Origin of the sequence: Cohnella sp. 56 (assembly GCF_037963805.1) — a bacterium.
In the GTDB taxonomy this organism is placed as follows: Bacteria; Bacillota; Bacilli; order Paenibacillales; family Paenibacillaceae; genus Cohnella.
This window is the reverse complement of the sequence record NZ_JAZDQE010000002.1, coordinates 20,973-44,882: the sequence shown is the minus strand read 5'-3', so window position 1 is coordinate 44,882 and position 23,910 is coordinate 20,973. Positions and strand designations below refer to the sequence as shown.

The window sequence follows — 23,910 nt, the reverse complement described above, 5'->3', positions numbered from 1 at the left end:
TCGAAAACCCGTCCCACGCACGGAATAGCGATATGGCAGCGTCTTATTCGCTCGAAAATCCGTCCCACGCACGGAATAGCGATATGGCAGCGTCTTATTGGCTCGAAAATCCGTCCCACGCACGGAATAACGATGTGGCAGCGTCTTATTGGCTCGAAAACCCGTCCCACACACGGAATAACGATGTGGCAGCGTCTTATTGGCTCGAAAACCCGTCCCACGCACGGAATAGCGATGTGGCAGCGTCTTATTCGCTCGAAAACCCGTCCCACGCACGGAATAGCGATGTGGCAGCGTCTTATTGGCCCGAAAATCCGTCCCACACAAGGAATAACGATGTGGCAGCGTCTTATTGGCTCGAAAACCCGTCCCACGCACGGAATAGCGATGTGGCAGCGTCTTATTCGGTCCGGTAGAGCGATCATCCGCAGCATAACGATACGGCGCAGCTCTACTCGGACCGATAGGACGATTGCGAGCGGTATAGCGTTACTTTTAGTAGACTTCGACCTCGAACAGCGACGGGCCGTAGGGGGCGAGTCCTTTTTCTGTCATGAAGATTCGTACGTATCGTCCGGTGGCCGGCGTGTCGAGCATGACGCTCTCCGCGTACTTGCCGCCGACGGTGAGCATACGGTCGAGCGACCGGGCCGTCTGCCAGTCTGCGCTATCGGCGGACAGATCGGCGCCTTCGGCAGCGGTCTGGATGAGCAGCGCCTTGGCGTACGCCGTCTCCCAGATGAGCCGCAGCGACTCGATGCTGTGCGATGCGCCCAGATCGATGTAGACCCACTCCGGCTTGAACGGCGCCGTATTGTTGTCCGTCCACACCGCCTCCCAGCGCGTGCCGTCGTTGCCGTCGGCCGCGGCCGCCGCGCTCGCGGCGCCGCTGGAGGCGACGACCGCCTTGCCCCGCGCCAGATTGGTCGGCAGCGCGATCGTCTGCGTCGTCTCCGCCGGATCGTAGCCGGCCGCCTCGACCGAGACGAGGTAACTGCCCGGATCTGGGAGCTTCGCGGCCTTGATCGTGAGCAGGCCGGACGCCAGCGTATAGTCGTCGCCCGCGGTCAGCGCCGCTCCGTTCAGCCTGACGGCCGTCAATGCGCCCTCCCATGCTGCGTCAGCGGCGAAGGAGATGCCGGCATCGCGGCCCGGCTTGCCCGTCGCCGCGAGCGGGGTCAGCGCCGGAGGCGTCTTGAGCCCCGATGCGACCGGCTGCCCGTAAATTTCGAACGACCAGAGCGAGTAGCCGTAGATCGTGCCGCGACCCGTGCCGAGCAGCCGCACATGGCGAGCCTGCGCCCCGCCGAGCGGGAGACTGTCGAGACCGCCGTTGCCGGCCGGCTCGGTATACAGGTCGACCCAATCGCCATCGCCGGGCGCGGCGGCCGTCGAGCCTTGAATTTTGTACGCTTTGCCGTACGCGCCCTCCCAGCTCAATTCGGCGCTCTCGAGCGTGTAGACTTTGCCGAGATCGACCGCGATCCATTGCGGATCGGAGGCAGCCGACTCCCAGCGGGTCGCCGGGTTACCGTCGAAGGCGTTCGCGGCGGGCTGGTTCGCGCTCGAGGCGGTCGCAGTCTTGCCGAGCGCCACATTCGGCGCATTCGTCTTGACCGCCTGCGTCAGCTCGGCGCTGCCGTAGCCCGTCGCCTTGACGACGACGGCATAGCTGCCGATCGCCGGGAACAGCGAGGCGTCCAGCGTCAGCTTGCCCGGTGCAACCTGGAACTTGGCGGGCGCCACGATCGTCCCGTTCACCGCGACCGAGACGATCGCGCCGCGCCACGCTTCACTGTCCGGGTAGGTCAGCTCGATCGGCTGTCCGAGCTTGTTGTCCGTCGTGTCGGCGGACAGCGCGGGCGGCGCCTGCACCTCCTTGATCGACACATCGTCGATGTAGACGATGTGCGCCGCGTCCGGCGTCTTGGCGTCGCCGTCCACGACATTGCCGAGCAAATATTTGAGCGACAGCGTCACATTGCCGGCCGGCTTCAGGCTTTTCGTATAGACAGCCTGGGCATCGCCCGTCAGCCGGAAGACGGCCTGCTCGCTGTTGTTGTAGCCGCCCAGCTCGATCAGGATCGGCCGATCCGCCGACGACCAGGCGCGGAAGCTCAGCTCGTACGCCTTGCCCGCCTCGAGCTTGATGCCGCTCTGCATAAGCTGCGTGGACCACGATACCGGCACATTCCACTCCGGATGCATGCCGCCGTGGTAATAAATGTCGAGCCTGGCTGCGCCGTCCGCGACCGCGAACTTCGAGTCGCCGCCTTCGCCGACCCAATACTCCCAGTTGTCCTGGCCGCCGCTGAACTTGCCGTTCAGGACCAGGTTGCCGTCGCCCGCGAATATTTGCTGCGAGACGGCGACATCTGCGTAGCCCTCCGCCCGGATCGTCACGGTGTAGCGCTTGTCGTCGGTAAATACGCCCGGCGCCAGCTCCAGCACGCCCGCCTTGACGACATACTGCGCAGCGTCCAGCGCCGCGCCGTCGACGATTACGGCTGTGATGGCTGCCCGCCATGCCGCATCGTCGGCAAACGCCAGCTCAATCGTGCGGCCGACCCGCGCATCCGTCGTATCGGCCCGCACCGTCGGCGGCCGTTTGACCGGCGCGTCCTTGACCTCGAGCACGACGTCGTCGATGTAGATGTCATGTGCGCCCGCCGGACTTCCCGGCGTCTTGCCCAGCAGGAGCTTGAGCGCGAGATTGGTCTCGTCCGCCGCCATTTTGAATTCATAGTCGTAGGTTTGCCATTCGCTCGTCAGGCCGATCGCACCCGAGTCGAACCGCCGCGTATACGACGGATTTTCCAGCACCGCCTCGATATCGCGCACCGCGGTCGACTTCGCCTTGAAGCTCAGCTTGTAGGTCATTCCCTTGGTGAACGCCATGCCCGACTGGATCAGCATGATGTTCCACGCTTCCGTGCCCGTGCCGCCGACCGCCACCTTGGCCGCGCCGTCCTGCGCCGTGAAGGTCGCCGTCGCGCCTTGGGTGAACGGCTCCCAGGAAGCCAGCCCCGCCGAGAAATCCCCGTTCGCCAGCGGATACAGCTTGACGCCCGTATAGTCCACGTTGCGATTGGTCAAGCGGACGAGGCGGACATTGTCGAGAGTCACCATCCCGGCGCCTTCGCCCATATCGAATATAAGCTGCGCCTCGCGGTCGCTCACCCCGGCCGGCATCGTCAGCGCCAGCTCATGCGCCGCCATCGCGCCGCCGAGCGCGACGTCCCGCGCCTCCCCGTATACGACGGAGCCGTCCTTCGACATCAGCCTGACGCCGATATGCCGTCCTTCGCTCGAAGCCTTCGCGTCGTACGTCAGCTTGTATTCGTCCGTCTGCAGCAGCTCGATGCCGCGCTGCGCGATCCCCACGCCGTCCGCTCCGCCGCTGTCCGTCACCTCGACCTTAAGCTGTCTCGCGTTCGGGTCGACACTGGCGACTGCCGCCGCGCGATCCGACTTGCGCAGCTCCCAATACTTCATCCGGTCCATCGTGCCCAGATCGAAGCCGCCGTTGTACACATGGTTGCCATTGTCCAGCGGCGTCTTGGGGCCGTCCGGATCGCTCGCGGACTCGACCTCGCGCAGTCTGACGTTGCCGATCCATACCGTGCTCGTGTTCGTGCCGAGATTGAACTCGAGCCGGGCGGTCGGATCGGTCGCCGCGTCCATCGCGAACCGGTACGTATAATGCTGAAGCTCCGTCTTGAGCGGGATGTCGAAGTTGTCGGAGTATGCGCCCCAGCCGTTGTCCGCATCGCCGCCGAGCTTGGCGCTGATGCTGCGCGGAGCGGCCGCCTTGGCGTCGAAGCTCAGCTCGTACGCATGGCCCCGGACCAGTGTCGCGTACTGGATCATCTGCAGCGCATACGGCACGCCGCCCCCGTTCGTAATTGTGAACTTCGCATATTTGTCTCCGCTCAGCTCGTCGACCTGCGCCGAGCCTGCGCCGCCGAAGTCAGGCGTATGCAGGAAGCTCCAATAGGTCGGGTCCAGCGCCTGCGAGGACGAAGTGATATCGGTCAGCCCATGCTCGTAGTCGGCATCGTAGATCAGGCTGCCTTCCACGGCAGGCTTGCCGTCCGCCGGGAACGTATCCTTGACCTGGACGGGTTCGACTGGCGTCCGATACGGGCGGCCGTCCATCTCGTACACGCGGACGTAGTCGACCTCCATCTTGGCGGGCAGATCCGCATCGGCCGGCATCCGGTTGCCGTCGTACAGTCCGCCGACCGCGAGGTTCAGGATCAGATAGAACGGCTGGTCGAACGGCGCCGGATAAGCGTACTTGTCAGGCTGGCCTTCGCCCTGGCTGTACCAGTCGTTCACCTTCTGGTACAGATTGCCGTCCACGTACCAGCGCAGCTCGCCCGGCTCCCATTCCACCGAATACGTATGGTAGTCTGCGACCGACTGGCCGGCGGGGAAATGATAGGTGTCGCCCATCGACTTGTTGTTCGGGTACGTCTTGCCGAAGTGAATCGTACCGTCCGCCTCGCCCGGCAGCCGGCCGCGGACTTCCATGATGTCGAGTTCGCCGGAGGACGCCCAGACGCCGTATTCGCTGTTCTTGGGCATCATCCAGAATGCCGGCCACAGCCCCTGGCCTGTCGGCAGCTTGATGCGCGCTTCGAACTTGCCGTACGTCTGCGTGAACGTATCGCTCGTCCATATCCGTCCGGACGTGTACGACTTGCCGCCGAAGCTTTGCTTTTTCGCTTCCAGCACGAGGCGTCCGTCCTTGATGCTCACGTTTTCCTTGCGGTAATATTCCTGCTCGTTGTTGCCCCAGTCGGTCACGCCGTAGTCCGCGCCGTTGCCGAGCTGGTAGCCCCACTTGGTGAGATCGAGCCCGTTCGTGTCGGGCGTCGCCGCCTGGCCGTCGAACTCGTCGCCCCACACCAGCTTCCATGCGCCGACCTTCTGGCTGACGGACGCGTCCGGGTAGCCGGCCGCCTTGACGACGATGCTGTAGTCGCCCTTCGCGGCGAAGGCTGCGGCCTTGATCGTCGCCTTGCCCGCCGCGAGGCTGTAGCCGTCCTGCGCCAGAGCCGTCCCGTTTACGGCGATGCCTGTGACGGCTTCGCGCCATGCCGCGTCGTCGGCGAACGTAAGCTCGATCTCGCGGCCGACCGTATTGTCGCTGTCGTCCGGCGCGAGCTGCGGGGCTATCCGCACGGGCGGCGGCGTCGAAGTCGGTGCTGTCGTCGGCGTCGATGTCGGTGCTGTCGTCGGCGTCGATGTCGGCACCGTCGTGGGCGCTGTCGTCGGTGCCGTGGTCGGTGCCGTGGTCGGTGCCGTCGTCGGCGTAGGTGTTGGCTGTAAGCCGCCCGCCTGGCCGACCCGGCCGCCCTGCACGCTTTTCGGCTGTCCGGCCGCGACGGATTCCCCGTTCAGCTTCACGTCCGCTGCGTTCGACACGACCTTGTCCGCCGTGCCCTTAATATCGAGCCTCGTGCCCGCCGCCGCTTCGTTCACGATCAGCTCTCCGATCCGCGCATGCTCGCCGGCCTCCAGCACGGCCGTCTCCTCTACGACGACGGCTGCAGCCTCGCTCTCTCCCTCCAGCGCGACGCGGACGGGCGATCCCGGCTTGTCGACGACGATTCGCTTCGCCTGCGTATCGATCAGGTGGATGCTGTTCGCCCCGCCGCCCTCGATATAGATCGTGCCGGCCGCCTTGACCTTGCTGAGCGTCACATCCCCTTCGCCGATGCCGGCCGTCAAGAAAATATCCCCCGAGACGGTCGCGTCCTCAAGCGTCGCTCCGGCTGCGCTGACGAGCATATTGCCCTCGAGCGTCAGTCCGGCCGTCCGCTTCGCCTCGCGCAGCGCCGCAGGCGCCAGCCGATCCAGCAGCGCGATCGCCTCTGCGCGCGTCAGCGGCCCGCCCGGACGGATCGTCCCGTCGGCGTAACCCTTCATGTAGCCCGCGGCGGACAGCGCGGACAGCGCATCGCGGGCGTACGCCGCGATCTCACCGCGGTCGGCGTAGCGGTCCGCCTCGTCTCCCGCCTGCTTCAGGCGGAACAGTCCGGCCGTAATCTTGGCCGCCTCCTGCCGCGAGATCGCCGCGTCCGGCTTGAAGCTGCCGTCCGGGTAGCCCGCGATATAGCCGGCGGTCTTCGCCGCCGCCGCATCCGCGGCATACCAGGCGCCTGGCGCGACGTCGGAAAAGGCCGCCCGGCCCGCTCCCGCGCCGTCTGCCTGCCCCGCGCCGAACCCGAACAGCGTGTTGACGAGCTTGGCGAACTCCGCCCGCGTCACCTGCCGGTTCGGCATGAACACGCCGTCCCCATAGCCGTTCGCGAGCCCTGCGGCCAGCCATTTTCTCGCCTGCGCCTCCGCCCAGTGTCCCTGCAGATCGTCCTTGCCGCCGGCAACCGCACCGACTGCCGTCGTGCCCGGCACGCCATCCTCTTCGCCCGCCGCATCGAGCGTGCCGGTTGCGGCGTTCGCCGGCAGCGCCGCCGCACTGCCGATCGCCAGGCTGAGCGCGACCGCCAGCAGCCGTTTGCTTTTCCTTACCATACTGTCATCCTCCAACCGCACATGGCGTCTAGTTTGCAACTGACATCATTGTAGGATGGATACGCTTACAGGCACAGTTAACCAATCAACGATAAATGTAACAAATTAAGGATTGTGTACAAGTGCGCAATGGCAATGGAGAACATACGACGGCGGCAATATGACGGGGGGCTATGGGCCGCATGCATCAAAGGGGGGCCGCGCTCGCGGGCCCGTGAGCGCCGGTCGACGACAGCGGACAAGCGGCGCATTGAACCGAAAAAGACGCACCAGGACCGTGTCGCTCGGACCTGATCCGGGACACAGCCTTGTGCGTCGATACCTCGCAAGGTTCCACTTTAACTTTACTGCAAATATGCATTTATTTTCGTCGTCCGCGCCGCCCGCTTCATAGATAGCTGCAGCTATACAGTTAATCTTTCGTTCCAGGCTCGATTTTGCGCTGCCTCTGGACCATGAGCTGCATATTTGCAGTTATGGCGGGAATAGCGTCCTCATTTCGGAAAAATAAATGTACGATTGCAGCTATCGGAGCCAAGCAGGCGCAGGCGGACAGAAGCAGCGAGCAATAGACGACGGCATACGTGCAAATTGCCCGGCAGAACTAGCCAGCCGCGGCCTCGTCCCCGGTCTCGACAGCCGGCAGCGTCAGCGTCACAGTCGTGCCCTTGCCGACCTCGCTCTCGATCTGCACGCCGTATTGTCTGCCGTAGTGCAGCTTGATCCGCTGGTCGACATTGCGGATGCCGTAGCCCGACTTGTCCCTGCCGTCCGCCCCCGCATTGTCTGCGGACTCGCCGCCGCCGGACTCGCGTTCCGCACGGCCGCCCGTCTGCGCGCCCGAGCCTCCCAGAATAGCTGCGGCCGTCTCCGGCTTCATGCCGAGACCGTTGTCGCGCACCTGCATGACGAGCCGGTCGCCCTGCCGCCGGACGGCGATGACGATCTCGATCTCGTCATCGTACCAGGCGTGCTCCAGCACGTTCTCGATAAACGGCTGCAGCACGAACTTCACCGTCTCGCAGCGCTCCGCCTCCGCATCCGTCTCGATCGAGGACCGGATTCGCCCCGCATACTTCATATTCTGGATATTCAGATACGACTCCACGATCTGCAGCTCCTTGCCGACCGAGATCAGCATCTCGCCTTTGTTCAGCGTCAGCCGGTAGAACTTCGCCAGCTCGCGGATAATCTCGTGCAGCGTCCCGATCTCGCCCAGCTTCGCCATCCGGCTGATCGAGGAGAACGTATTGTACAAAAAATGCGGGTTGATCTGCGAATGGAGAATTTGCAGCTCGGCTTCCTTTTTCGCCAGATTGCTCACGTACACCTCGCCGATCAGCTTCTGCGTCGCCTGCGCCATGTCGTTGAACGACTCCGCGATGTCCGCGAATTCGTCCCGCCCCCGGTAGTGGATGCGGCGGCTGTACTCGCCTTCCTTGAACGCGCGCAGCGACTGCGTCAGCTTGGACACGCGCTTGAAGAAGACGCGGGCGATCAGGAAGCTGACCAGCGTCATCGCCAGCACGCACAGCGCGCAGACGAGAATCGTCAGATCGCGCACGCGGCGCGAGTTTTCCTTGAACGAGTCGACCGGCACGAGCGCCGTCAGCGTGACCGGGAGGCGGTCGATCCGGCGCTCGATGCGCAAGTAACGGCGGTCGTCCGGCGTCAGGCCGGAAGCCGCCTCGCCGCCGCTCCCCGCAGCGCCCGCAGCCAGCTCCGCGCCAGCAACCGCCGAGCCGGCCCCACGCGCTCCCGAATCTCCCGCCGAACCGCCCGCAGTTCCCGCCGTGCCGGACGCCGCAGCTCCCTCGCCGCCCGCCGTCCCGTCCGCCGCGCCCTCCGGCAAGAGCGGATACAGCACGCCGTCGCCGCCGAGCACGTACAGCAGCGTCCCGCCGCCGAGCTGGTTCAGGTCGACGTCCGCGAATATATCCTTCAGCTTGACCGCGATCCGGACGAGGCCGATCGGCTCGAACGTCTCGTAGTTGATGAGCGGCCGCAGCAGCGAGATATAGCCGTACGCCTCGTCCGTGCCGACCCGCCGCCACGTGTAGCCGTCGAACGGCAGGTTCAGGCTGCGGTACCACGCCTCGCCGCTCACGCGGTCCGCATAGCGGATCTCGAACTGCCGGTCGCCGCTCTCCAGCGCCTCCGGCGTCTCGTTGTAATACAGCTCCCCGAGCGTATGCTCATTGAGGTAGACCGTCATGCGGATCTTCTGCTTGGGCAGGCTGAGCGCGGCGTCGAGCCGGGGCAGCACATACTGCGTCGTCACTTGATAGCGCTCCCAATTCAAATAATAGCCGGACAGATAGCGGGAGAGCACCTGATCGTCGTACAGCGCCTCTGCGCTGCGGCTCACGTCGTCGACACGGTACTGCACGTTGTTGCCGATCTGGTTGACGGCGATCTCGAGATTGTTGCGCGTATTGCGCTCGGCCTCCTTGGCGGAGGACAAGTAGGAATACCCGCCGACGATCGCCACGGGAATGACGACGAGCAGCATGAAGATGACGAGCAGCTTGTAGTGCAGCGGCAGGTAGGACGTCGATTGGCCTGTCATATTCGCCTCAGCCCTGCTTCCTGAAGTCGCCCGGCGTCATGCCGAACATCTCTCTGAACGTCTTGGAAAAGTAGGCCAGGCTGTTGTACCCGACCTCCTCCGCGATCTCGTACACCTTGAGCTTGGGCGAACGCAGCAGCTGCCGGGCGCGCTCCATCCGCTCCCTGACGACGAAGTCGCCGAAGCTGATGCCGACCTGCTCCTTGAATAACACGCCGAAATGGTTGGGCGAGTAAGCGAACTGCGCCGCCGCCTCCTTCAGCGTAATATCGCCGGACAGCCGGGTGCGCACGTAATATTGTATCTCCGGCAGCAGCTTCCAGGCGGGCTTGCGGCTCTGCCGGTGCAGCAGCAGGCCCTCCGACAGCTCGAACGCCGTCCGCCGCAGCCAAGACTTGATGTCCTCGACCGTCTCGAACCGCTCCACGGCCACGTAGCCGCTCTCCCGCCAGCTCCCCGGATGAGCAGCGGCGGCGCCCTCGGCGCTCAGATAGCTCTCCAGCCGGGAGACGATATGCGTCGAAAAGTGGTACACCTTGACCGGCTCGGCGAAGGCGCGCACATGGTCGAACAGGTCCTCGATCAGATCGCAGATGTCGACGAGGCGATAGTCGGAGATGGCGGCATACAGCCGGTCGAGGCTGTCGTCCACATCCTTCACGTCCAGCGCGGCGCGATGCTGGGAGATGCCGGGCAGGATGATCCGGTCTTTGCCGAGGAACATCTTGCCGCCGATGAGCTGGCACGCCTCGCGGTACGACAGCGGCAGCTCGGACAGTGAGCCTGCCATCTGTCCGACGGCGATCGTGGCCGTATACGGCGTCAGGCGGCGAATGTCGGCGAGCAGCGACTCCAGCGCGGCGTTCAACGCCGCCGCGTCCATAGCGCTGATGAGTCCGATCCGGTTGTCCGCGATCCGGCAGAGCAGGCCTTCGCCGCCCGCCGTACTGTCCCGCACGACGGCGAAGACGGCGTCGAACGGGCCGGCGGCTTCGCCCTCCGCGGCGCGCAGCCGCGCGGCGTCGTCGATCTCGACGACGAGGGCTCTGAGCGGACCGTCCGGCAGCTCGATCGGATATGTCCGGCGCAGCGCGTCCAGCGTCGCCGCGTCGATGCTCCCGTCGAGCAGATGCAGCACCAAGTCGCCCCGCATAAATTCGAACGCCTCGAGCGGGCCGTCCGGCAGCGCGCGCCGGCGCGCGTCGAGCCCGTCGACGACGCCGCGCAGCGCGGTGACGATCTCGTCGTCGTCGACGGGCTTCAGAATGTAGCCGTCCGCCCTGAGCTTGAGCGCCGTCTTGGCGTATTCGAAGTCCTGATAGCCGGAGATGAATACTGTCTTCATCTCCGGGTGCCGCTCGCGCGACAGCCTGGCCAGCTCCAGCCCGGACATGACAGGCATCTTGATGTCGGTGATCAGGATGTCGATGTCGTGCGCCTGCACATAGTCAAGCGCGGCGAGCGGCTTGTTCGTGCCGCAGACGACCTCGATGCCGAGATCGTCCCACGGGATGAGCCGCTGCAGCCCGAGCAGATCGAAGTTTTCGTCGTCCACCAGTACGGCCTTGTACATGTCGCGATCGGCTCCTTGATCTAGAAGTGCGGTGAAAAACAAGCCGCCTACGGTCGGTATGGGTCTCCACTCGCTGTTGTACCCGGATTTTTTTGAACGATACGCCCCTCAAAGGGGGAAAATCCGGTTACAAAGGCGACCGCTACGCTGTTCCGACTCCATACCGATTCTCCGGCGACTTCTTCACCGCACTTCTAGAGAATGTCGGGTAAATGCGAGCGAGAGGATATACCAGAAGTATATCCTCTCCATGTCCGCTCTGCCGAGCGTTTTGTTTTATTTGGCGCCCATTTGCTTCAAGTTTTCCTGCCAGCGCGCCGTCTTCCAGTCGAGCACCTTCTGGTAGCCGAGCTTGTCGGCTTCCGCCTGCGCCTCGCCGATCAGCTTTTTCACTTCATCGTCGCTCTTGGCGAAGATCAGCTTCGGGATGGCCTGCTTGTACTGGTCTCTCAGACGCTGCATGATGATGCCTTCCTCGGAGTTCGGCACCGGATCGAGGTTGGAGAACTCCGTAATATTTTTGGAAGTCTTGAACGCGACCGTCGCCTGGGCGATCGTCGTCCAGTCCTGCGCCTCCTGCGGCAGCAGCTGCTCCCGCTTCGCCTTCGTGCCGTCGACGTAGCTCGTATTGCCGTACCAGTTGAACTCGCCGATTTTCAGCTCGTCGTATTTTTTCGGATCGCGGTTGATGTACGCGTCGTTCGGGATCGGCACGCCGTCCTCGACCTTGTCGTAGAACAGTCCGGGCGGCCCGAAGAAGAACACCTGCTGGCCTTCCTGGCTGACGCCCCAGTTCATGTACGAGAAGATCGCCTCGGGGTCCTTGGCGTTTTTGGTGATGACGTTGACGTTCCAGCCCAGCGTATTGAAGCCGCTCGGGTACACTTTATTTTTGTCGACGCCGTCCGCGTGAACCGGCCAGATGACCTCATAGCCGTCCTCGGGGTCCTTCGCCTTCAGATTGTTGTTCGCCTCGCGGCCGATGCCCTCGACGACCGAATCGTAGGCGCCGAACACGGCGATTTTGCCGTTTTTTAGCTTCTCGAGAATCTGATCGCGCGTCTGGGTGAACGCGTCCTTGGACGTCAATCCTTCGCGGAACAGGCGGCTCGCATACAGGGCAGCGCTTTCAAATGCCGGGTCCTGATAGGCCGAAGTGAGCTTGTCGCCGCTCGGGATGCCGAACACGGCGCCGGAGCCGGCCGAGATCAGGCTCGGCGTGCGGTCGTCGCCCGCACCGCTGTACAGCATGCCGAGCATCTGCGATTCGCCGTCGCGAATCTCGCCGAAGTCGAGCGGCACGACGTCCTTGTACTTGTCCTTGACGAGCTTCAGGTACGCCTCGAGCTGGTCCCATGTCTCGAGCGCCGGCGAGCCGAGCTCCTTATAGATTTTTTTGTTGACGATATAAGCCGCGTTGCCGTTGCCGTTGTCCCCGCTGATGAACCAGTTCGGAATCTGGTACAGCTTGCCGTCGGAGCTGCGCAGCATGTTCAGCGTCTGCTCGCCGATCGTCGCGACGAATTCGGGATATTGCTCCAGGTACGGATCGAGCGCGACGAGTTGGCCGGCGTTGACGAGACGTTCGACGTCTTTGCCGCGGTCGAGCACGATCGCGTCGGGCAGCTGCTTGGATACGATCATCGAGTTGAGCTTGTTGGCGGCCGCGCCGTTGGACTGCACGGGCTCGACGGTCACGCCGAGATTGTCGGTGATCCACTTGGCATGCGGGCGCTCGGCCCAGGTCGGCGCGGTGTACCAGTCATAGTTGACGTACTGTGTAAATGTGACGGGCTTGACCTTCGCCGCCGCTCCTTCCGCAGCGGGCGACGGACTGTCCGCAGCGGATGCAGTGGCCGAGGCCGTGCTCTGCGCGCTGGGCGAGACCGAAGCGTCTGCGCTTGGACTCGCATTGCCTCCGCTATTGCTGGCACATGCGGTCAATGTGAGCGCAAGGCCCATCGTGGCCGCGAGCACGCCTTGCAGCGATTTTTTTCTTGTCATAACCAACCATACCCCTCTCGATCGCTTCATTTTATATGTTATGGGTCGGCCTGTCCGCTGACAAGCCTGACCTTATAACCCGGATCATCGACGGCCGAACCGCCGCAGTCCCGCTATTCCTTGAGCGAGCCGACGAGCACGCCTTTGACGAAGTATTTTTGCAGAAACGGATAAATCATGAGGATCGGCAGCGTCGCGACCATCATCGTCGCCATCTGCAGCGCCTTGACCGTAATCGTATTGGCCACGAGGCTCTGCGCATGGGAGTTGAGGTTGGTCAGCAGACTGGCCGTCGTGCCGGCATTGATGATCTGCACGAGCAGCGTCTGCAGCGGGATCAGGTCCTGGCTGCTGATGAACACCGCCGGGATGAACCAGTCGTTCCAGAGGAACACCGCGGTGAACAGCGACAGCGTCGCCATGACCGGCCCCGACACCGGGAGCACGACCCGGAAGAAGACGCCGAAGCTGCCGCAGCCGTCGATGCGCGCCGATTCCTCCAGACCGTCCGGCAGCGCGAGGAAAAACGTGCGGAAAATAATCATGTTGTACACGCTGATCATGCCATGCAGCAGCAAAAACGCGAATGTATCGTACAGCTTCAGATGGTAGACGACGATAAAGTACGGAATCAGCCCGCCGTTGAAAAACATCGTGACGACAGCCAGAATCGTATAAAACTTTTTGAAAACGATGCCCTTCTTCGACATCGCGTAGGCGAACAGCGACGTGAACAGCATCGCCAGCACCGTACCGCCGATCGTACGCAAGATCGTGATCAGATAGGCGTGGAAAATATGTTTTTCCTTGAACACGATCTGGTAGTTCTCGAGCGTGAACTTGCGCGGCCATACCGTCACGCCGCCGAGGCTCGTGTCGGAGCCGAGATTGAACGACAGCACCAGCGAGTTCCAGAACGGGTACAGCGTCGCAACCCCGAGCAGCGCGAGCAGTGCGTAGATGACGGACCGGAGCGTCTTGTCGCCGGCGGATAGTTTCATTGCGTTCTCACCTTTCTGCTTGAATCCGCCTCACCACAGGCTGGTCCTGCCGAATCTGCGGGCGATGCCGTTGGCGACGACGAGCAGCGTCACACTGAGGACGGACTTGAACAGTCCGGCCGCGGCCGCATAGGAGAAGCGCTGATTCTGGATGCCCATCTGGTACACGTACGTGTCGATCACGTTCGCCACGGGCAGCATGATGCCGTTGGTCAGGTTTTTGGTCAGCACGAGGATGTCCTCGTAGCCCGCGTTCAGGATGCTGCCGATGCCGAGGATGAGGAAGATCATCATGACCGGTGCGATCGCAGGCAGCGTGATGAGCGTCATCTGCTTGAACCGGCTCGCGCCGTCGATCGAGGCCGACTCGTACAGCGCCGGATCGATGCCGACGATGGCGGCCAGGTAGACGATCGAGCCGAAGCCGATCTCCTTCCACACGTTGAGCGATACGACTACGCCCCAGAAGTACGACGGCGTCGACATCCAGTTGACCGGCTCGTCGATCAGATGCAGCCACATCAGCAGCTCGTTGACCGCGCCGCCGTCGACCGCCATCATCGAGAAGGCGAGACCGGAGATGACGACCCACGACATGAAGTGCGGGATGTACGTCACCGTCTGCACGATCCGCTTGAACAGGCCGCCGACCTCGTTCAGCATGAGCGCCAGCACGATCGGCGCCGGGAAGCCCACGAGCAGCTTCAGCAGGCTGATGGCGAACGTATTGCGCATGACCTCCCAGAACTCCGGCGACTCGACGAACATCTTGAACTGGGCCAGTCCTACCCACGGGCTCGCGCCGAAGCCGCGGAACAGATCGTACTCCTGGAAGGCGATCAGTATGCCCCACATCGGCCCGTAGCTGAATACCAGCAAAAACACAATCGCGGGCAAAATCATGGCCTGGTACTCCCACTGTCCGGCGAGCCTGCGCCATAAAGAAACCCGCCGCGTGCCGGTCTGCACGTCGAGCCCGGCCGCAGTGATATCGGGCCGCCGGCGCCGTCTCCCGCCGCCCGCACTCGGCACGCTGTCGCCCGCCGCCGTCTCGCTTTTCATGCCATCACCAACTTCTTGTTGTTATGCTCTAATACTAAGCCGAGGCGCCGGCTCCTTCCAGAACACTGGATAACGAATAATGTAAAAAATCAACGATGGTTGACAGGCGGCGGAAGCGAGGCGCAGAAGAGAGAGGCGAGGCGCGCAAAAAGAGGGGGAAGCGAAGCGCAGATCGGAAATCGGAGACAATACCGTGTTTGATGGAAATTGGCGAAGCCGCTGAGGGCGCGGAGGACGCGGGAACGCGCATCATGCACATGAGATGTGCATGATGGCGGCAAGCAATGCTGAGGCGGCGGCAGAAGCGCGCCATGCGGAGGATTAAACGTAGTCGAGCGTCTTGACTTGGTTGAGGCAGATTGCCGTGGCCGTCATGCCTGCCGGCAGTCCGCCCTTCAGCACGATCTCGCGGCGCTCGCCTGCGCGCAGATCGAAGTAATTGTCCGAGAGCGTGCCGGGCATGTCGACGAGGCCGACATCCTTGGCGAACACGTCGCTCGACAGCGTGAAGCGCGTATCGCCATTCGCCAGCGTCTCCTGCTCCAGCGTGATGCGCGCCGGCTTCAGCGCCAGCTGATGCGGCTTGCCGAGCAGATAGGTGCTGGCCGACCGCAGCGCTTCGCCCTCATACAGGCTCACGCAGACGATCGTCTTCGCGGCGTCGAAGCCGGCGGTCGAGAAGGTACCGATGCGGGTGGAGCGATGTCCGACGCCTTGCACTTCGTTTACGACCGACTGCACCACGCTGTCTGTAGTCAGATCGTACAGCTCGACGACGATGCGGCCCTCGAGGCTGCCGTGATCGTGAATCAGGTACAGCTCGGCCTCGTCCGTGCCCGGCGTGATTTTCGCATAGGCGTTCGGCGACTGGAAGCTGCGTTTCATATAGAAGTAGGAAGGCTTGTGCACCTTGCCGTAATCGACGAGCGCCCAGCTGATCGACGGCCACAGATCGCTCCACTGCCAGATAAGCGCCCCGGACGTATCGGGCATGCGGGATACCCAGTGCTCGACACCATAGCGCAGCGCATTCGCCTGCATCAGCTGATTGACGTACACGAACTCGTCCTTGGCCGCAGGCAGCTTGTAGTCGCCGACCGTGTAATAGAACAGCCGCTGAATGCCGTTGGGCGCCTTCTGCATCGCATCCAGCTTCGGATCGCGCAGCGTGGCGGCCGGATCGACCCGGTTCAGTACGTAAGTCGAGGGATACGACTGCATGCCGAACTCGGACAGGAAGCGGCCGTTCACGTCGCGGTATTCCTCGTACGGATGCGTCTGCCCCCAGACGAACCACGAGTGCAGGTCGCCGTAGTTGCCTTCGAGCTTCGTATGGTCGAACGTGAGCGAGTACGGGCTCGACGGCCAGTACGGGCGCAGCGTATCGGCCGCGCAGGCGTCGTGCAGCACCTCGAAGTACAGCTTTTCCCCGTAGCCGTGCTTGCGGTGGACGCGGCTGCGCTCGACGAACACCTGGTTCTCGTTGTTGCCGCACCAGAGCACGATGCTCGGATGGCTGCCGAACTCCGAGATGACATAATCGGCCTCCTGGCGCACGAGAGCGCTGAATGCGTCGTCGTCCGGATAGTCGCCGCATGCGAACATGAAGTCCTGCCAGACCATGACGCCCAGACGGTCGCATGCATCGAAAAAGTCGTGATTCTCGTACGTGCCGCCGCCCCAGACGCGGATCATGTTCATGTTGGCGGCCGCGATGCGCTCGATCTCGACCTCATACTCTTCCTTCGTATCCAGGTTCGGGAACAGCTTGAGCGGAATCCAGTTGACGCCTTTGCACAGCACGGGAATGCCGTTCACCTGGATGATGAACTTGCGGCCCTGCTCGTCGTACGGCATGTCGATGCGGACCTCGCGCAGGCCGACCGCGCGGGACATCGCCGCGACGGCTTCCCCGCCTTCGTCCAGCACCGAAGCCTCCAGCCGGTACAGCGCCTGCTCGCCATGTCCGAGCGGGTACCAGCGCTTCGGCCGCGCGATCTCCAGCGCCGCCTCGAACTTGCCTGCGCCCGGCGTCAGCATGGCGCGCTCGGTCCGCTCCGCGACGATCGTCTCGCCGTCGTAGAGCGCATACCGCACGGTCGCCTCCACCGGATCGGCGCCGGCTGCCGCGACCGTGAACGCGGCGTTCACGATCGCCTTGGCGTCGGACAGATGCGTGATCGCATAGCCGAGAGCGTCGGCGCGGACGACGTCGTACGCTGCCACCGACACCGGCTTGTGGATGCCGACCGTCACCACTCTGGCCCCCCAGTCCCAGCCGTAGCCGTACTGCGCCTTGCGTCCGAACAGCCGCGCCGGAATGCCGTTCCACAGATTAAGCGTCGCGCCGAACGCCGCTTCCTTTTCCTTCAGCGTGTTGGTCGGCGAGGCGATGCGGACCGACAGCTCGTTGTCGGCCTGCGCGATGCCCTTGATATCGAAGCGGTAGGCGACAAACATATTTTCGGTCGTGCCGAGCACTTTGCCGTTGAGCGACACTTCGGCGTACGTATCCACGCCCTCAAGCACCAGCTCCAGCGCGTCCCGGGACAGCTCGTGCTCGCCTAGCGCGAAGCTACGCGTATATGTCCATTCGTCGTATTCGACCCACTCGATCTTCGGCTCGAACAGCGTATCGTATTCGTTAGGCAGTGCGCCCTGCTGCATCAGATCCTTTTGCACGAATCCCGGCACCGTGGCCGTATAGCGATCGCCGGTACGCCCGTTCGAGAGCTCCCAGCTTCCGTTCAACAATAGCCTTGTCATTTTTTCCGCTCCCACTCCTGATTTTTCTATAGTATGGTCTTGCCTTATTGTACATTATTAGGCCTTAGTCATGTTAGGCTAAATTTTATTGTTATTTGTTTATTTATAGGTTACAAAGTAAATAAAAACCCTCGCCTGCGCCGCGCGCACAACGAGGGTACTTCTAAGCATGCATTAACCATCCGTCGAAAAAGTGAACGTGTAGCGCCCCGAGCCGATGCCGAATGTGACGAACCCGCCTCCGCTCCCGACAATTGACACCTCGCCCGCGAGCGCCGCCGAACCGCCGTCCACCTGCACGAGGCTCGCATCCCCGGCCGGCAGCCTGACCTTAGCCGAAGCGCCGACCGGAATGTCCGTCTCCAGCACGACGATATCGGCTTCGCGCCTCCATGCCGACCTTATATTGCCGTATGGCGACACCAGCTCGGCCGAGGCATGACTCAACCCCGTCCCGCCCAGCAGCGGGGCAATCCGAACTCCGCGATACCCGGCCTCCGATTCATCCATGTCGAGGCCGGCCACGCGCCGGTACAGCCAGTCGCCGATCGCGCCGTACGCATAGTGATTGAACGAGTTCATGTCGTCGCTCCAGAACGTGCCGTCCGGCTTCACGCCGTCCCAGTGCTCCCAGATCGTCGTCGCGCCCTGCTTGACCGGATACAGCCAGGACGGATAGCTCTCCTGGAGCAGCAGCTTGAGCGCCGTCTCATGGTAGCCGTTGTCGGACAGCGCGAAGCAGAGATACGGCGTGCCGACGAAGCCTGTCGTCAGGCGATAGTCGTTCTGCGCGACCAGCTTGTTCAGCTCGCGGGCGACGCGCGTCCGCACCTCGCCTTCGACGAGCTCGAAGACGAGCGCCAGCGCATGTGCGGTCTGCGTCGGCGCCGCCAGCCGGCCGCCCGGCGTGACGAACTCGCGGCGGAATGCCGCCACGACCCGGTGATGCAGCTCGCCATAGCGGCGGACGTCGGCCGCCCGCCCCAGCGCGACGGCCGCATCCCGCACGAGTCTCGCCGAATAGGCATAGTAGGCGGTCGCGATGAAGTCCTTCGGCGTGGCGCCGATATAGCTGTTCTCCTTGGCGTCCAGACCGAGCCAATCGCCGAAGTGAAAGCCGGTATTCCACAAGTATTCGTCGTCTCCCTGCGCACGAATGTATTCGACCCATGCCTTCATGCTGTCGAACTGCTCCGCCAGCAAGCGCACATCTCCATAGCACTGATAGATCGTCCACGGGCAGATGACGGCCGCATCGCCCCAGGCCGCCGAGGAGTGGCCCTCAAGCACGTTCGGGATGACGAACGGCACGCCGCCGTCGGGCAGTTGATCGGCCGCGAGATCGTGCAGCCACTTGGCGAAGAAAGGTCCGACCTGATAATGAAAGGCCGACGTCCGCACGAACACCTGCGCATCGCCGGTCCAGCCGAGGCGCTCGTCGCGCTGCGGACAGTCGGTCGGCACGTCGAGGAAGTTGCCCCGCTGTCCCCAGCGGATGTTGAGGTTGAGCCGATTGATCAGCTCGCTCGAGCAGTCGAAGCGGCCGGTCTCCGGCATGTCGGAGTGCATCACCTCGGCTTCGAATGCCTCGAGCGGCAGGCCGTCCTCATCCTGTCCGGGATAGCCCTCCACCGTCACGTACCGGAAGCCGAAAAACGTAAACGACGCTGCGTACGATTCGTCCGCGATGCCGCTTGCCGTATATATGAACTCCTGCCTCGCCGAGCGCAGATTGCCGAAGTATGCGTTGCCGTCGCGGTCCAGAATTTCGGCGTGACGCAGCTTCACCGTCGTGCCCGCCGGCACGTTCAGCTTGAGCCGGACGCGCCCGACCAGGTTCTGGCCATAGTCGAGCACCGTGTCGCCGGCCGGCGTGCGCACCAACCCAACGGGGAGCAGCCGCTCCGTCACCCGCACGGGCCAGTTCTCCTGTGCGACGAGGCGCCCCGTCCCCGGCTCCGCGATCGTCGCGGGACTCCACTCGGCGTCGTCGTAGCCGGCCTCCCGCCATCCTGCCGGCTCCAGCCGCGCGTCGACAGTCTCGCCGTGATAAATCTCGGAGTAGCGGACAGCGCCCGTGGACATCCTCCAGGATGAATCGGTGACGACCACCTGCTCGCTGCCGTCCGCCAGCCAGACGTGCAGCTGCAGCAATGCGGCGCGCCTGTCGCCGTATCGGTTGTTGTCGTTGACCAGCTGGCTCTTGTACCAGCCGTTGCCGAGCGAGAGGCCGAGCGCGTTGGCGCCCTCCGCGAGCGCATCCGTCACGTCGTACGTCTGGTATTGCAGCCGCTTGCCGTAGCTCGTCCAGCCGGGGGTCATCAAGTCCTCGCCCACCCGCCTGCCGTTCACGTACAGCTCGTACAGACCGGCGGCCGACGCATAGAGGCGCGCCCGCACGACCTTGCCCGGCAGCTCGAACGCCTTGCGCAGCAGCGGCGACGGACCTGCATTCGGATCGTACCGCTCCGGGTCCGCGCCGATCCACGACGCCTGCCACGCTTGCGGCGACAGCAGCGCCGTCTCCCACCACGCCGTCTCGCTCCATGCCGATTCGACGCCTGCACCGTCCCATGCCTTTATCCGATAATAATACCGGGTGCTGGGCCGCAGCGCAGGGCCGCCATAGGCGATCAGGACGGAATCCGCGCTCCTCACAAGGCCGGTATCCCACAGCGGCTGCACGAATTCCGGTCTCTCTGCCGCGACCTGAATGCGGTAGCCGGACTGGCATGCGCCCCGCGCCTCGCTGCTGAGCTTCCAGGAGAGCCGCGGCTGCGGCGTGTCGATGCCGAGCGGGTTCGTACGGTATTCGCAGGTCAGATCGTAGATATCCAATGTCATTGCGCTATCCCTACGCTATTCATGTGATTGCTTCCATCATATAATGAGAAACAAACGGCGAATCGCGGCAATCCCGACATTTTGAACGGGTATATGCGACATTCTCGACTATCGTGCCTGTGGGGAGGAAATTCCGGCATGGTCAATCGTTTTATCGGCTTTTTGCATGGAGAGCTTTTTTTCGAGGACGATCTGCCGATCTATGTTAACCGGGCCGTCGAGAACTACAGCTCGCACGAGCATCGGCACGACTTTCTCGAGATCAGTTATGTATCTGAAGGGAGCGGCAGCCACCATACGGGCGAATCGGCCATCCCGGTCTCTCAAGGCGACATCGTCCTCATTCCCGTGGGCGTCTCTCATGTGTTCAGACCCGGCTCCCCGGTGCCGACACGCCCGCTCATCGTACGCAACTGCTTGATTCATACGGACAAGCTGGCAGGGCAACTCGCTGGCTGGCCGGGCTTCGCGGCGCTTGCCCCGTTCCTGGCGCAGCCCGATATACGCTATTACCGCGATCGGGATGGCGAGTGCGGCCGCCTGTTCCATCGGCTGCATCTCGAATACGGCGCGCGGAGGACGGCGCGCGAAGCCGCCCTGCATATGCTGCTGCTGGAGCTGCTCATCCAGCTGCACCGCCTGGGCGAAGAGGAGGTCCCGTTCGCCGCGGCGCCGCCGGCGGGGATGGAGGCGGCGCTGCGGCTGATGCATGCCGAATACGCCGCCCCGCTCTCTACAGCGACGCTCGCAGCGAACGCCGGTCTGGGCGAGCGGCAGTTCCAGCGGCTGTTCGCGAAGTATACCGGCATGACGCCGCTCGCCTATCAGCAGACGCTGCGGATGCAGGAGGCCTGCCGGCTGCTGCGCGATACCGACTGCAAGCTCGCCGCCGTCGCTGCGGCGACCGGCTATCAGGACATATCCCACTTCGCCGCGCTGTTCAAGCGCATCGTCGGCAGCGCGCCCGGCCAATATCGCAAGCAGGCCCGCGCTCAGCCGGCGCAACGCAGCGACTGAACACGGGCCTGGCGCCATACACGGCTGCCTCAAGCGATCTCGCGGCGCCTCCTCCTCTCAGATCCGGCCGGCCAGCTCGGCCTTGGCCATTCTGCGCTGCGAACGCAGCGAGCGCACATAGTCCATCGGCTCGACCTGGTACTTGTCCCTGAACATCTGGACGAGATGCCGCGGGCTGATCTTGGACAGTCCGGCCAGCCGCTTGATCGACAGCGGCTCGTAGTAGTGCTGCTCGATATAGGCGCGCAGATGCTCCAGCGCGATATGCAGCTCGTCGCTCGGCTCGGCGGTCAGCTCGCTCCATACCCGGTGCAGCAGCTCCTGGAACATGAACTGTCCGCGGAATCTCTCCAGTCCGCTATCCCCTGCCATGCTGCCATACGCGGCCGCGCTCATCGCGGACAGCGATACGGGCGGGATCCGCAGCGGCTTGCCCAGCTGTCTCATCGGCTGCAACCCGGGGCGCCCGTCTCCGGTCTGCTCCCGTCCGCGATCGCTCTTGACGTCGAATTCGAAAAAATAAAAGGTGAGCGGCATCTCTCCGTCCGGCACCATCGACAGCAGCGATCCCGGCTCGGCGACATATACGGCCCCTTCTTCAACCGCGAACGACTGCTCCGGCGTCAGCAGCGAACCGCGCCCGCCCGTCACTGCGATCAGCGCATGCCGCGGTCCGCAGGGCGGGCACGCATAGCTGACCTGCCCGCTCCGTTTGGCGATCCGCTTCGCTTTTCGAAGCTTGAACCACAGATGGTCGAGTCCGTTCATCGATTCAGCTAACATCGGCGCATCCCTCCTCTCCCGGACCGTCGGCCTGCTCCGCGCGATAAGTCTCGACGAACTCGCACTCCACGGCGAGCCGTCCTCCCGGGTACGGCATCCCGGGCAGCGGCAAGTTCAAGTCGCGGTCGACGATCCCTTTGCAAGTATAGTAAATGAGGCATGATTCGCAGCCCTTCTCCGCCATCTGTCCCCTTGTGAATGAGCGGACTGCTTCCAGCAGACCTTCGTATTGCTCCGGGCTGTCCAGCTCCGGTAGAAATATGCGCGCGCACAGCTCCAGACGATTGTGGTCGGGCTGTTCCTTGTCCGCGATTTGAGCGATTGCGACCCAAGGCTCCAGATAGCCGCCCTCGGCTTGGAAGCCGAATAGGCTTGCCGTAATCGGCGATGCGGAATACATAATCAACATCCTTTCCGGCAGTTTGTCCTTTGTTTATGTATATTTTATTGATAATGATTCTCATTGTCAAATAAAAATAAACCCGTACGGTCGAGCCGTCGGGCAGAGCAGCAAACTTGGCGCATGAGCATGCTTCGTATCAGGGCTTCTCGTGCAAAATATGCGACGCTACATATCGCTTGGAACGGTCGATCTCGAGCCGGATCGCGCCCTGTTCCTTGGCGACGAACTCCACATCGTGACGGATGACTTCGAGCTTGTTGTTCAGATGACCGAGCATCGCGACGACATCCTCCGCCTGCGCCCGCTCCATACGATCCAGCTGCTCGACGACCGCGTCCAGCCGCTCTTTGATCGGATCGAGCTCCTTTTGAAGCTCGTCTCGAAGTTCTTCCCTGAACACTTGCCTAAGCGCATTCAACAGCTCCTGGTCCATCCGGCATCCCTCCGGTTTGCTTCGTATGCTCACATTATACCATCGGCCGGGACAACCGTCTTGAATTGTTTAAATCTGCCAGTTTTACGATACGGCCCACTCCATCGCGCCGTCCGCCGTCTCTCCCATCCGTCCGATCAGACCGTGGCAGAGGGGCGGATAGTCGTACAGCCGGCCTTCGTACACCGTCTCCAGTCCGCCGTGCGTCCGAAAATGATCCGGCGTCACAAGCGAGGACGGCCGCTCCCACAGCGGTACATCCGCCTCGCGCAGCGCCTCGGCCACGAACTGCGAGCAAAAGTAAGCTTTGTCCGTGCCCGTGTCGAAGTCCAGCAATACGCCCAGCAGCCCGACGAGGTTATAGCGGTACTGCGCCTGCTCCCGCTTGAACTTCTCTACGACGAGGCGGGCGGCCGCCAGCTGGCGGGACGTGACCCGCAGGCGCAGCAGTGTGCAGCGCGTATCCGGATAATGGCTGAACGTGCCCGCATAGACGTCTTCCTCGACGAATCCGCCCGAGAAGGGATTGGTCGGCTTCTTGCGGCCGAAGCTGTACAGCTCGCTTAGGCCGGCGTCAAAAGCGAGCGAAGCATGGTTGTAGGGCGCGGCGGTGAATCGTTTGATCATCGTGGTGAACAACGTTCCCGTATCGGTCAGCAAAATATAGATGCTCTTCTCCTGCTGCTCGTCATCGCGCTGTCTATCGTACATGCCGCTCGCTCCCCGCCAATTGTTCTCTATGGCATTATCGTATCAAAGCGCGGGAGCGGCGGAATCTGGCGGAGGTTCGGCTTGAGGGACAGACTTTGGTCTTGGCGAATGCTGGACTGCGCGCTGCACGATCGGCATGCGGAGCGACACAGTAAAAAGCCCCGCCTCCGGCAATGCCGGTCGCAGGGCTGAACGCCGTCT

13 protein-coding genes are annotated in these 23,910 nt (G+C 63.1%); 1 reads left to right on the top strand and 12 read right to left on the bottom strand.

Translation table 11 applies throughout. The features are described from left to right. Nucleotides 1-495 precede the first annotated feature (495 nt). The 8 genes from VQ071_RS03185 to VQ071_RS03150 form a co-directional block, all read right to left on the bottom strand. Nucleotides 496-6,543, bottom strand: coding sequence for a hemoblobin-interacting domain-containing protein (locus tag VQ071_RS03185; protein WP_340512419.1), 6,048 nt, complete (start codon nucleotides 6,541-6,543; stop codon nucleotides 496-498). 604 nt (nucleotides 6,544-7,147) lie between these two features. Then, on the bottom strand, nucleotides 7,148-9,112 hold the full coding sequence (locus VQ071_RS03180; RefSeq protein WP_340512418.1) for a cache domain-containing sensor histidine kinase: 1,965 nt from the start codon (nucleotides 9,110-9,112) through the stop codon (nucleotides 7,148-7,150). 7 nt (nucleotides 9,113-9,119) lie between these two features. Then, entirely contained in the window at nucleotides 9,120-10,685 is a 1,566-nt protein-coding gene (locus VQ071_RS03175; protein ID WP_340512417.1) for a helix-turn-helix domain-containing protein, read from the bottom strand. Between the two features lie 276 nt (nucleotides 10,686-10,961). Then, entirely contained in the window at nucleotides 10,962-12,689 is a 1,728-nt protein-coding gene (locus tag VQ071_RS03170) for an extracellular solute-binding protein (protein ID WP_340512416.1), read from the bottom strand. 113 nt (nucleotides 12,690-12,802) lie between these two features. Further along, nucleotides 12,803-13,690 carry a carbohydrate ABC transporter permease gene (locus VQ071_RS03165; RefSeq protein ID WP_340512415.1) on the bottom strand — a complete coding sequence of 296 codons (888 nt, stop codon included), beginning with the start codon at nucleotides 13,688-13,690 and terminating at the stop codon, nucleotides 12,803-12,805. Nucleotides 13,691-13,720: 30 nt separating this feature from the next. Then, the gene (locus VQ071_RS03160; protein WP_445293259.1) at nucleotides 13,721-14,593 is read right to left on the bottom strand and encodes an ABC transporter permease; all 873 of its coding nucleotides are present in this window, start codon (nucleotides 14,591-14,593) and stop codon (nucleotides 13,721-13,723) included. Between the two features lie 480 nt (nucleotides 14,594-15,073). After that, nucleotides 15,074-17,518, bottom strand: coding sequence for a beta-mannosidase (locus tag VQ071_RS03155; protein WP_340512413.1), 2,445 nt, complete (start codon nucleotides 17,516-17,518; stop codon nucleotides 15,074-15,076). Nucleotides 17,519-17,692: 174 nt separating this feature from the next. After that, complete coding sequence (locus VQ071_RS03150) at nucleotides 17,693-20,362, bottom strand: family 78 glycoside hydrolase catalytic domain (protein WP_340512412.1); 2,670 nt, start codon at nucleotides 20,360-20,362, stop codon at nucleotides 17,693-17,695. Nucleotides 20,363-20,500: 138 nt separating this feature from the next. On the opposite strand from VQ071_RS03150, the gene VQ071_RS03145 reads away from it, so the two are divergent. Next, a complete protein-coding gene (locus tag VQ071_RS03145) occupies nucleotides 20,501-21,379 on the top strand; it encodes an AraC family transcriptional regulator (protein ID WP_340512411.1) in 879 nt (292 codons plus the stop codon). 57 nt (nucleotides 21,380-21,436) lie between these two features. On the opposite strand, the gene VQ071_RS03140 is transcribed toward VQ071_RS03145, so the two are convergent. From VQ071_RS03140 to VQ071_RS03125, 4 genes are all read right to left on the bottom strand, one after another. Further along, on the bottom strand, nucleotides 21,437-22,162 hold the full coding sequence (locus tag VQ071_RS03140) for an AraC family transcriptional regulator (RefSeq protein ID WP_340512410.1): 726 nt from the start codon (nucleotides 22,160-22,162) through the stop codon (nucleotides 21,437-21,439). Next, nucleotides 22,152-22,562 (bottom strand): hypothetical protein, encoded by a 411-nt coding sequence (locus tag VQ071_RS03135; protein ID WP_340512409.1) that lies wholly within the window; start codon nucleotides 22,560-22,562, stop codon nucleotides 22,152-22,154. Before VQ071_RS03135 ends, VQ071_RS03140 begins: the two co-directional genes overlap by 11 nt. 139 nt (nucleotides 22,563-22,701) lie before the next feature. After that, the gene (locus VQ071_RS03130; protein ID WP_340512408.1) at nucleotides 22,702-22,998 is read right to left on the bottom strand and encodes a hypothetical protein; all 297 of its coding nucleotides are present in this window, start codon (nucleotides 22,996-22,998) and stop codon (nucleotides 22,702-22,704) included. Nucleotides 22,999-23,082: 84 nt separating this feature from the next. Continuing rightward, nucleotides 23,083-23,709 carry a hypothetical protein gene (locus VQ071_RS03125; protein ID WP_340512407.1) on the bottom strand — a complete coding sequence of 209 codons (627 nt, stop codon included), beginning with the start codon at nucleotides 23,707-23,709 and terminating at the stop codon, nucleotides 23,083-23,085. Nucleotides 23,710-23,910 lie beyond the last annotated feature (201 nt).

Excerpts from the sequence above, each read along its gene's own strand:
- VQ071_RS03185 (WP_340512419.1), bottom strand. The coding sequence starts at position 6,543 with ATGGTAAGGAAAAGCAAACGGCTGCTGGCGGTCGCGCTCAGCCTGGCG.
- VQ071_RS03180 (WP_340512418.1), bottom strand. The coding sequence starts at position 9,112 with ATGACAGGCCAATCGACGTCCTACCTGCCGCTGCACTACAAGCTGCTC.
- VQ071_RS03175 (WP_340512417.1), bottom strand. The coding sequence starts at position 10,685 with ATGTACAAGGCCGTACTGGTGGACGACGAAAACTTCGATCTGCTCGGG.
- VQ071_RS03170 (WP_340512416.1), bottom strand. The coding sequence starts at position 12,689 with ATGACAAGAAAAAAATCGCTGCAAGGCGTGCTCGCGGCCACGATGGGC.
- VQ071_RS03165 (WP_340512415.1), bottom strand. The coding sequence starts at position 13,690 with ATGAAACTATCCGCCGGCGACAAGACGCTCCGGTCCGTCATCTACGCA.
- VQ071_RS03160 (WP_445293259.1), bottom strand. The coding sequence starts at position 14,593 with ATGATTTTGCCCGCGATTGTGTTTTTGCTGGTATTCAGCTACGGGCCG.
- VQ071_RS03155 (WP_340512413.1), bottom strand. The coding sequence starts at position 17,518 with ATGACAAGGCTATTGTTGAACGGAAGCTGGGAGCTCTCGAACGGGCGT.
- VQ071_RS03150 (WP_340512412.1), bottom strand. The coding sequence starts at position 20,362 with ATGACATTGGATATCTACGATCTGACCTGCGAATACCGTACGAACCCG.
- VQ071_RS03145 (WP_340512411.1), top strand. The coding sequence starts at position 20,501 with ATGGTCAATCGTTTTATCGGCTTTTTGCATGGAGAGCTTTTTTTCGAG.
- VQ071_RS03140 (WP_340512410.1), bottom strand. The coding sequence starts at position 22,162 with ATGTTAGCTGAATCGATGAACGGACTCGACCATCTGTGGTTCAAGCTT.
- VQ071_RS03135 (WP_340512409.1), bottom strand. The coding sequence starts at position 22,562 with ATGTATTCCGCATCGCCGATTACGGCAAGCCTATTCGGCTTCCAAGCC.
- VQ071_RS03130 (WP_340512408.1), bottom strand. The coding sequence starts at position 22,998 with ATGGACCAGGAGCTGTTGAATGCGCTTAGGCAAGTGTTCAGGGAAGAA.
- VQ071_RS03125 (WP_340512407.1), bottom strand. The coding sequence starts at position 23,709 with ATGTACGATAGACAGCGCGATGACGAGCAGCAGGAGAAGAGCATCTAT.